The organism is Anaeromyxobacter soli (genome assembly GCF_022808855.1).
Lineage (GTDB): Bacteria > Myxococcota > Myxococcia > Myxococcales > Anaeromyxobacteraceae > Anaeromyxobacter > Anaeromyxobacter soli.
The window spans coordinates 1-8,281 of the sequence record NZ_JAKZLF010000068.1 but is presented as its reverse complement, the minus strand read 5'-3'; the positions used below and the strand labels follow the sequence as shown (position 1 = coordinate 8,281).

Here is an 8,281-nt window from a genome sequence, read left to right as displayed (position 1 = left end):
GTTATGCGGACTCCGGCGTTATGCGCAGCGGCCTCCGCGATCGCGCGCAGGCGTGAGATCCCGGCGGCGGTTCGTCCCCATAATCAGGCCGCCGCCGAGGTGGCGTCGTGAGCCGGCGACCTGCCCTAGCCTGCGAGCGGATGGAGCAACTGGGCGTCCGCGCCCTCGCCGACGTGGAGCTGCTCACGATCCTGCTCGGGCCGACGGCAGGCACGAACCCGACGCACGACGCAGCCCAGCGGCTCCTCGATGCACTGCCGCTGTCGCAGCTCGCCTGGGCGTCGGCGGATGAGCTCCGCCAGCACCCAGGCATCGGGCCGGCGCGCGCCGCAGCGATCGCCGCTGCCTTCGAGCTGGGCCGCCGGGGAGCGTGGGCGCCGCCGAAGCGCGGCGAGCGGGTCCTCGATCCGAGGCGGGTCTACGAGCTGATGCGGCCCCTCGCTCACGCGGAGCGCGAGGAGTTCCACACGATCCTGCTCGACGTCCGGGGGCGCCTCATCAAGACCGTGAAGGTCGCCGAGGGCTCGCTCACACAGTGCCCTGTGTCGCCGCGGGACGCGCTACGCGAGCCGGTGCGGCTCGGCGCGCACGGAATCGTCTTCGTCCACAACCACCCGAGCAGCGGGGACCCAAGCCCAAGCGCAGACGACGCCGACCTAACCGAACGGCTGCGCACCGCCGCAGACGTTGTGGGCGTGCTCGCCCGCGACCATGTCATCGTCGGAGCGAGTGGCTACTACTCGTTCGTCGAGGCGGGGCGGTGGCGCAGGTAAGGAGCTTGACCGAATTAATCGAGTGATCAATTCTGCTGCCCGGTATGAGCACGCCGCACCGGCGCCCGCGCGCACGTCCGGCTCCCGCGCCCGTCGGGGACGAGACGCGCACGCGGATCCTCGACGCGGCGGAGCGGCTTTTCGCCGAGCGAGGCATCGAGACGGTCTCGGTCCGCTCTGTCCTTGCCGCTGCCGGCGTGAACGTCGCTCTGGCCCACTACCACTTCGGGAGCCGTGAAGGGCTCATCGCCGAGCTGCTTCGGGTCCGGGTGGCGCCCCTCATGGCCGAGCTGTCCCGCGCCGTCGAGGAGACGGATGCGAGAGGCGCGGAGGCGACGCTCGAGGACGTGCTCCGCGCTTACTTTGTTCCGGCGGCGCGGTGGACCGCGGAACGGCCCACGCTGAGCCGGCTCATCGCGCAGCTCCAGTCCGCGCCCAGCCCCGAGATCCGCACCGTGGGCGACGACGCGGTCCGCGGAGTGATGAACCGGCTCGCGGCCGCGGTGCTGAGGCGACTCCCCACCGGCCTATCGCGGAAGCAGGTGTTCTTGCGCTTCATGCTCGCGGTGGGCGGCCCGGCTTTCCTCGCGCGCGGGTGGGAGCGCCTGCTCGACTCCGCCCGGCGGCGGGTCGACTCCGACGTGAGCTTCGACCCCGCGATGGTCGCCGAGGAGTTCGTCGCGTTCGCCGCGGCGGGCCTCCGCGCCACCAGCGGGGCCGCGAGGAGGGGGAAGCCGTCGTGATCGAGACCCTGGAACCCACGGTGCTGCCCATCGACGCACGGACCGAGCTGCCCGCGGCCGCGGGCGGAAAGGCCCACGGCCTTCGCCACATCCTGCGCGCGGGTCTCACCGTTCCGCCCGCCTGGTGCGCCCTCCCCGGCGCCGGGGAGGGCGCGCTGCGCGCCCTCGTAGACGCGCTCGAGCAGCGCGGGATAGAGCGGGTGGCGGTGCGCAGCTCCGCGTCCGACGAGGACGGCGGGATCCACAGCTTCGCGGGGATCCACGACACGCTCCTGTCGGTGCCGGTGGCGGGGCTGCGCAACGCGGTCGCGGCGGTTGCGGCTTCCCCGCTCTCGGACCGGGCGCGGTCGTACCGGCGCGAGCGCGGCCTCGTGCCTCCCGGCGGTCCCTGCGCAGTGGTCGTCCAGCAGATGCTGGAGCCGGAGTGGTCCGGGGTGGCGTTCGGCCGAGAGGGCGGAGTCCTCGTCGAGGCCGTCGAGGGGCTCGGAGAGGTGGCGGTGAACGGAGACGCGACGCCGGAGGCCATCGAGCTGGTGGGTGACGGAACGTCGTGGCGGATCGAGCGCCGCTGGCCACGGCGCCAGCCGGAAGCGCTGCGCGCCGACGCGCACGGCATGGTCCGGGTGCCGCTGCGCGGCGCGCGCGCGGAGCTCCCTGCCGCCCTCGCGATCGAGATCGCGGCGGGCGTCGCGGTGCTCGAGCAGTATCGTGGCGTGGCGCTCGACGTGGAGTGGGCCGCCAGCGGTGGACGCGTCGCCTTCCTGCAGGCTCGGCCGCAGACGCGCCCGCTCGAGGACGCGGCGCTGCCGCCCGGCGAGACGTGGACCCGCACGAATGTGAGCGACACGTTCCCCGAGATCGCGAGCCCGACCGCGCGCACGTTCGGCGTCGCGGTGCTGGACCGGCTCATGCACGACGTCTACCGGCGCATCGGCCTCCCCCTGCCCGCCGCGCTACCCCTCGCTGCCTGCGTGGCCGGCCGACTCGTCTTCAACGAGCGGGTGTTCTTCGGCGCGAGCGACGCGATCGGTATCCCGCGCTCGTGGGGTCAGGTGATGACGGGCGGCACGGGGACCGGCTCGAACGCCTACGTCCCGCCCGACACGCGGAAGCTCGTCCGCCACCTGGGGATCGTGCTCCGAATCGCGCGCTTCGCCAGCGGGGCCGAGGGCTGCGCCCGCGCGCACATCGGCTCATTGCGCACCCGCTACCGCGAGCGGACCGCGGCTCCGCTCGAGACGCTGGGTGACAACGAGCTCATCGAGCTCGCGCGGCAGTGGCAAGGCGAAGTCGATGAGGCACTCCTCGTGGTGATGCGGGTTGCGTTCGCCTTCCAGCAAGCCATGTCGGCGGGGGCGATGGCGCTCCGGGCCCACCCCGCCCCGGCGGCGCTCCTGGCGCGGGTCCTTGATCCCGAGCTGGTGTCGGTGAGCACGGAGCAGCTCGAGGATCTCGTCGAGCTGGCGCATGCCCTCCGGGGGTGGCAGGGCGCCAGGGGGTTCCTCGCGGATATCGGAGAGGAGCACGCGCGACGGGACCACTGGCGGAGCCGCCTCCCCGCCGCGCTCTTCGGGCGAGCCGAGTCATGGCTCGAGCGGTACGGCCACCGCGGGCCGTACGAGTCGGACGTCGCACAGCCGCGCTACGCGGATGACCTCCGCCTCCTCGCTTTCGCACTTAAGCCCCTTGTCGACGCGGCCGCGGACCCGGAGCCGCGCGAGGCGCGGCGGGCGCGCCGCCGCGCCGACGCAGCCGCGGCGTGGCGAGAGGTCACCGGGGCCCACGGGGTCCTGGTCCGGTTGCGCGTGCGCGGCCCGGCGCGCCGTCTCGCCCGGCTCATGCTGGTGCGTGAGGAGCTGCGTTCTGCGATGAGCCTCCACACATACTTGGGGCGGAGCATCGGCCTCGAGCTCGGTCGAAGGTTGGTCGGCCGCGGTCAGATCGACGCCGCGGCCGACGTGGCGCACCTCGAGTGGGCGGAGCTCCAGCGTGCGGTCCGCGATCCCGGCTTCGACGCCCGCGGCGTGATCGCCCGCGAGCGCGCCCGCGTTGCGGCGTGGCGCCGCATCGACGTGCCGGCCTCGTTTCGCAGCGAGGACGTCGCGTCGTTTCCGCGCCGCGGGGCACCGCCGCCCGGCTCGGACGCGGTGCTGCGAGGCACCGCGGTCAGCCCAGGCGAGGTGCTCGGACCCGCCTGCGTGCTGCGCACGCCCGCCGACGAGGCGAAAATGCGGACCGGGGGCATCCTGGTGGCGACTACAACGGACCCGGGCTGGACGCCCATCTTCGCCCGGGCCGCCGGCGTCGTCGTCGAGCTCGGTGGCGTTACGAGCCACGCCGCGACGGTCGCCCGCGAGTATGGCTTACCCTGCGTGTCAAACGTTGACGGGGCAACCCGGCGGGTCCGCGATGGCGATCTGCTCCGGGTGGACGGAACGCACGGGACCGTCGAGGTGCTGCGACGGGAGGATGAAGCGGATCGGTGCACGCCGTCTTGAGCGACGGGGAGCCTTTCAGCGCGCGGAGCGCCCCGCGTCTTCCGCGCGAGCTGGCCCGTCGACGACGGCGCGACCGCGGTGCCGACGGCGGGCTCTCACCAGGCCGGCGTCCAACAGCTCCGGCGTACTGCGCCTCCATGCATCAAAGGCGGTGCTCTCGCTGGAGCGACTCGAGGAACGCAATTAGTTCGTCCCTCTGCTTGGAGCTGGTCCGGCGACCTCGACCGAGGCGAGGCAGGGCGGCGAGCGTCCTCCGCTTCAGCTCCGCGTCGGCCTCGACGTAGCCGTGCGTCGTCTGCACGTCCTCGTGTCCCAGGAACAGGGCGATCGCGGCCAGGTTCATCCCGGACTGGAGCAGGTGCATCGCCGTCGTGTGCCGGATCGTGTGCGGCGACACCTTTCGCCCCACGAGCGAAGAACAGGTCGCCGCAGCGCGCTTCACCGCCTCCCGCAGCCGCGCGTGGGCACCCGAGCGCGTCATCGCGCCGCCGGCGCGGTTGGGAAAGAGCACCGCCGGGCCGTCGCCGAGGTCGCGATCCCAGCGCCGCAAGACGGCAGTCGTCTGGGGGGAAAGGACGACCACTCGTTCCTTGCGCCCCTTACCGTGGATCTTCACTATCCCGAGCTTCGGCGCGAGGTCGGCGTCGGCCCTGCGCATCCCGACGAGCTCGGAGACCCGCGCGGCCGTGTCGTACGCGGTCATGAGCATCGCGTGATCGCGGCGACCGCTCCAGGTGGATGGGTCGGTGGCGACGAGGACCGCCTTCATCTCCTCCTGCGTCAGGTACCCGACGAGCTTCTTGTCGAAGCGCTTCGTGGGGATGGCAAGGACCCGCTGCGCGATGGGGAGCGCCTGCACGTCGTGCACCGCCACGTACCGGAAGAACGACTTCACCGCGGCGAGCCGCGCGTTGCGCGTCAGCGGGCCGCTGCCGCGCTCCGCCTCGAGATGGCGGAGGAACGTGAGGATCGTGGGAGCGTCGAGATCCGAGATCTCCAGCGACAGCGCTCTGCGCTTCCGCCGCCGGAGGCAGAAGGCGATGAGCAGCCTGAACGTGGAGGCGTAGCTCGCGATCGTATTGTCGCTGACCCGCCGCTCGACCTTGAGATGCTGGACGAAGTACTGCTGCAGGAGCCTGCCGAGCGTGCTGGCATCCGGGCCTCTCACGCGTCGCCCCTCGCCGCCTGCATCGCGGCAAACCGCTCGGTGTGACCGGTGACGAGGTACAGCAGCTCGGGGACCGCGGACAGGTACCAGTACGTGCTCGCCGGCGTCTTGTGCCCCATGTACGCGCTGAGCGCCGGGAGCTCGACGTCGACGTCCTTCCCCGCCCTGATCCACTCGAGGAACTTCCGGACGGCGAAGGAGTGCCGCATGTCGTGCACGGTCGGGAGCGGGCACTGCTTCCACCCCAGTGCGCGTCGGATCTTGCAGAACGCCTTGTTGACGTACTGATACTGGACCCGCGTGCCACGCGTCTCGGTCAGGAAGAACGCCGCAGCGCGCGGGGCGGGATGACGAGCATCTCGCCTGGCCTCGTAGCGGCCCAGAGCCTCCATGACCGACGGGTGAAGCGGGATCTCCCTCGACGATTGCCCCTTGTCTCTTCGCACGATGAGAGTCCCACGACTGCGGTCGACGTCGGACCGATCGAGCGCCAGCGCCTCTCCGACGCGCAACCCCGTGGCGTAGAGGAGCCCAAAGAGCGTCCTGTAGGTCCACGGCCGCAGGCCGGCCGTCGGCGTGAGCGCGCGCGTGCCGGCGAGCAGAGCCGTGATCTCCGCGCCGGCATAGATGTACGGCCGTCTTCTCCCAAACGGCCGTCCGAGATAGCCCGGAGGTGGAACCACCGTGTCGCGCCGGGTGCAAGCGGCGACCGCCAGGAAGCGGCGAACGGCCTCGTAGCGCCAGGCGGCGTACTTCGGTGATCCGTTGCGGGCGGACCTCGCCCAGTCGATGACGAGGGGGAGCGTGATCTTCCGCCTGCGCCTCGCGTCCATTGCCCTTGCGAAGAGCAGCACCTCCTCGCGCTCGCTGCGCAACGCGTAGCCGAGCTTCCGCCGCAGGGTGAAGTACTTCTCCGCGGCGACCTCAAGTGGTTCTGGGGTGGACATCGGTCGGCTCCTCCGGCCAGGGGCACACCGCCGCGCGCAGCCGTTCGAGGTCCACGCGCGTGTATCGAACCGTCGTGTCGATCGCCCGGTGCCGCATCACGTCGGCGATCGCCTTGAGCGGCTGTTTCGCCGCGACGAGGTGCGTGGCGAGCGTGTGCCGCAGCACGTGCGCGCCGTTCGACGAGTGCTCGACGCCGGACCTCCTGAAGGCCCTCGCCACCAGCCCCGACACGCCAGACGTGGTAATGCCCGCGTCATACGGAAACCGGAGGGTGACGAAGAGCGCGGACGTCGCGACGTTCGGACGCCCATGCCGGACGTACCTGAGGATCGCCTCGCGCGCTTCGTCGGGGACCGGTAGCTCGAAGGCACGCCGCGACTTGCTCCGCTGGACCCTGAGGATCCCGGTCCTTCCGTCGAAGTCGTGGATCGTCAGCTTCGCGACATCGGCACGCCGGAGGCCGACTTGTCCGAGCAGGAGGACGATGGCGAGGTCTCGCATCGCGAGGGGCTCGCGGCGCATCAACGGGGCGAGGAGCGCGCGCATCTGCGGCACGGTCAGCGCCTTCCTCGATGACAGGGCACTGACCACTCTCGGTCCCTTCAGCATCGCGAGCGCCTTCGTCGTGTCGACGCCACGCGTCTGGAGGAAACGGAGGAAGTCGCGGACGGCTCCCACCGTCCGGTGGACCGTGTGCGGCGACCGCGTCGCCACGAGAGTGGACACATGGCTCTGCAGCGCGACCCCGGTCATCCGCGCCGGTTCGAACCGCCCCCTCGGCATCAACGCCTGCAGCACGGACGCGAGGGTGCGCCGGTTAATGGCCCGCGTCTCCGCGCTCAGCCCCTTCACCTCCGCCATGTACTCGTCGTAGGCGGCGAGCTCATCCGCGAACGGCAAGCGTCTCGGCTCGCTCGCGAGCCCTGCCCGGATCAGGATCGGCAGCAGGTGCGGCATGCAGCTGTAGAAGTTCGCGCTCGCCGCCGCCTCGCGATGGGGACAGTGGCACGACGCGCAGTGCGTGCGCGCGAAACGCCGGAGGCCCGGCAGCGTCCGGTCCCGCCGCGCAAGCTGGCGGCGCTCGATGCTGTAGGTGACGTGTCGCGCCGCTCGCACGTAGCCCTGGATCGTGCTCGGGCAGTAGCCCTTCTCCTCGAGATGCCGGGTGAGCTCCTCAAGCACCGGCGCGAGGGGGCCCGCCGAGATGAACTCGGCGAGCCCGCGCCTGCGCGAGAAGTAGCTGCCGGCTCGTGACATGCGGCGCAGCATTGCACCGCGGAAAGCGCGGGCACCATGGCGACTCCACCACCATGCCCGTCAGTGACGGCGTACGTTACGCTATCAGTGCGGCTATCGAACGAAGTCACCTCCGCCAGCGCCCCGCCTCGACGAAGCTGTAGTAGCCGCTTGCGGCCACGATGACGTGGTCGCGGGCCAGCACGCCCACGAGGTCCGCGGCGGCCCGCAGCCGATCGGTGAGATCAGCGTCGTCCGCGCTCGGGCTCGGGTCGCCGCTGCTCGGATGGTTGTGCACGAACACCACCCCGTGTGCGCCGATCCGGACCGGCTCACGCAGCGCGTCCCGCGGAGACACTGGGCACTGCGTGAGAGAGCCCTCGGCGATCTTCGCCGTCTTGATGAGCCGCCCGCGCACGTCCAGGAGCACCGTGTGGAACTCTTCCCGCTCGGCGTGGGCGAGGGGCCTCATCAGCTCGAAGACGCGCGCAGGATCGAGAATTCGCTCTCCGCGCTTCGGCGGCGACCATCCCCCGCGCCGCCCGAGCTCGAATGCGGCCGCGATCGCCGCCGCCCTCGCCGGGCCGATGCCGGGCTGCTGCTGCAACTCCTCCGGCGGTGCCCAAGCGATCTGCGACAGGGGCAACGCGTCGAGCAGCCGCTGGGCCGCATCCCGGATCGAGCTCACACCTGCGGTAGGCCCGAGCAGGATGGCGATCAGCTCGGCGTCGGACAGCGCACGCAGTCCCACCTGCTGCATACGCTCGTGGCAGGCCGCGGCGGATCGCTTGCTCACGACCGCACCTCGACCGCCGCAGCGTCCCGATTATGCCGACTCCGAACCGCACGAATCGCACGCCGACGCGGGGTTCCGGTGGGCGCTCCGCATAATGCGAAGGTCCGCATAACGCCGCT

The 8,281-nt window shown here is 71.5% G+C and carries 7 protein-coding genes; 3 read left to right on the top strand and 4 right to left on the bottom strand.

The window, feature by feature from the left end; genetic code table 11:
- Window positions 1-140: 140 nt before the first annotated feature.
- From MLV88_RS23665 to MLV88_RS23655, 3 genes are read left to right on the top strand one after another with little or no spacing between them, the layout of a single operon-like run.
- The gene (locus tag MLV88_RS23665; RefSeq protein ID WP_243338810.1) at window positions 141-773 is read left to right on the top strand and encodes a JAB domain-containing protein; all 633 of its coding nucleotides are present in this window, start codon (window positions 141-143) and stop codon (window positions 771-773) included.
- 44 nt (window positions 774-817) lie between these two features.
- The gene (locus MLV88_RS23660; protein WP_279324378.1) at window positions 818-1,516 is read left to right on the top strand and encodes a TetR/AcrR family transcriptional regulator; all 699 of its coding nucleotides are present in this window, start codon (window positions 818-820) and stop codon (window positions 1,514-1,516) included.
- On the top strand, window positions 1,513-4,014 hold the full coding sequence (locus tag MLV88_RS23655) for a PEP/pyruvate-binding domain-containing protein (RefSeq protein ID WP_243338800.1): 2,502 nt from the start codon (window positions 1,513-1,515) through the stop codon (window positions 4,012-4,014). The genes MLV88_RS23660 and MLV88_RS23655 overlap by 4 nt, the downstream gene beginning before the upstream one ends.
- Window positions 4,015-4,156: 142 nt before the next feature.
- Here MLV88_RS23655 and MLV88_RS23650 read toward each other — a convergent pair whose 3' ends face one another.
- The 4 genes from MLV88_RS23650 to MLV88_RS23635 form a co-directional block, all read right to left on the bottom strand.
- Window positions 4,157-5,182 carry a tyrosine-type recombinase/integrase gene (locus tag MLV88_RS23650; RefSeq protein WP_243338798.1) on the bottom strand — a complete coding sequence of 342 codons (1,026 nt, stop codon included), beginning with the start codon at window positions 5,180-5,182 and terminating at the stop codon, window positions 4,157-4,159.
- Window positions 5,179-6,129 (bottom strand): tyrosine-type recombinase/integrase, encoded by a 951-nt coding sequence (locus MLV88_RS23645; protein WP_243338797.1) that lies wholly within the window; start codon window positions 6,127-6,129, stop codon window positions 5,179-5,181. Before MLV88_RS23645 ends, MLV88_RS23650 begins: the two co-directional genes overlap by 4 nt.
- Window positions 6,107-7,399, bottom strand: a complete 1,293-nt coding sequence (locus MLV88_RS23640) for a tyrosine-type recombinase/integrase (protein ID WP_243338794.1) — start codon at window positions 7,397-7,399, stop codon at window positions 6,107-6,109. The genes MLV88_RS23645 and MLV88_RS23640 overlap by 23 nt, the downstream gene beginning before the upstream one ends.
- Window positions 7,400-7,493: 94 nt before the next feature.
- Complete coding sequence (locus tag MLV88_RS23635; protein ID WP_243338793.1) at window positions 7,494-8,162, bottom strand: JAB domain-containing protein; 669 nt, start codon at window positions 8,160-8,162, stop codon at window positions 7,494-7,496.
- Between the last annotated feature and the right edge of the window lie 119 nt (window positions 8,163-8,281).

Coding starts and splice junctions, on each gene's coding strand:
- MLV88_RS23665 (WP_243338810.1), top strand. CDS start 141: ATGGAGCAACTGGGCGTCCGCGCCCTCGCCGACGTGGAGCTGCTCACG.
- MLV88_RS23660 (WP_279324378.1), top strand. CDS start 818: ATGAGCACGCCGCACCGGCGCCCGCGCGCACGTCCGGCTCCCGCGCCC.
- MLV88_RS23645 (WP_243338797.1), bottom strand. CDS start 6,129: ATGTCCACCCCAGAACCACTTGAGGTCGCCGCGGAGAAGTACTTCACC.
- MLV88_RS23640 (WP_243338794.1), bottom strand. CDS start 7,399: ATGCTGCGCCGCATGTCACGAGCCGGCAGCTACTTCTCGCGCAGGCGC.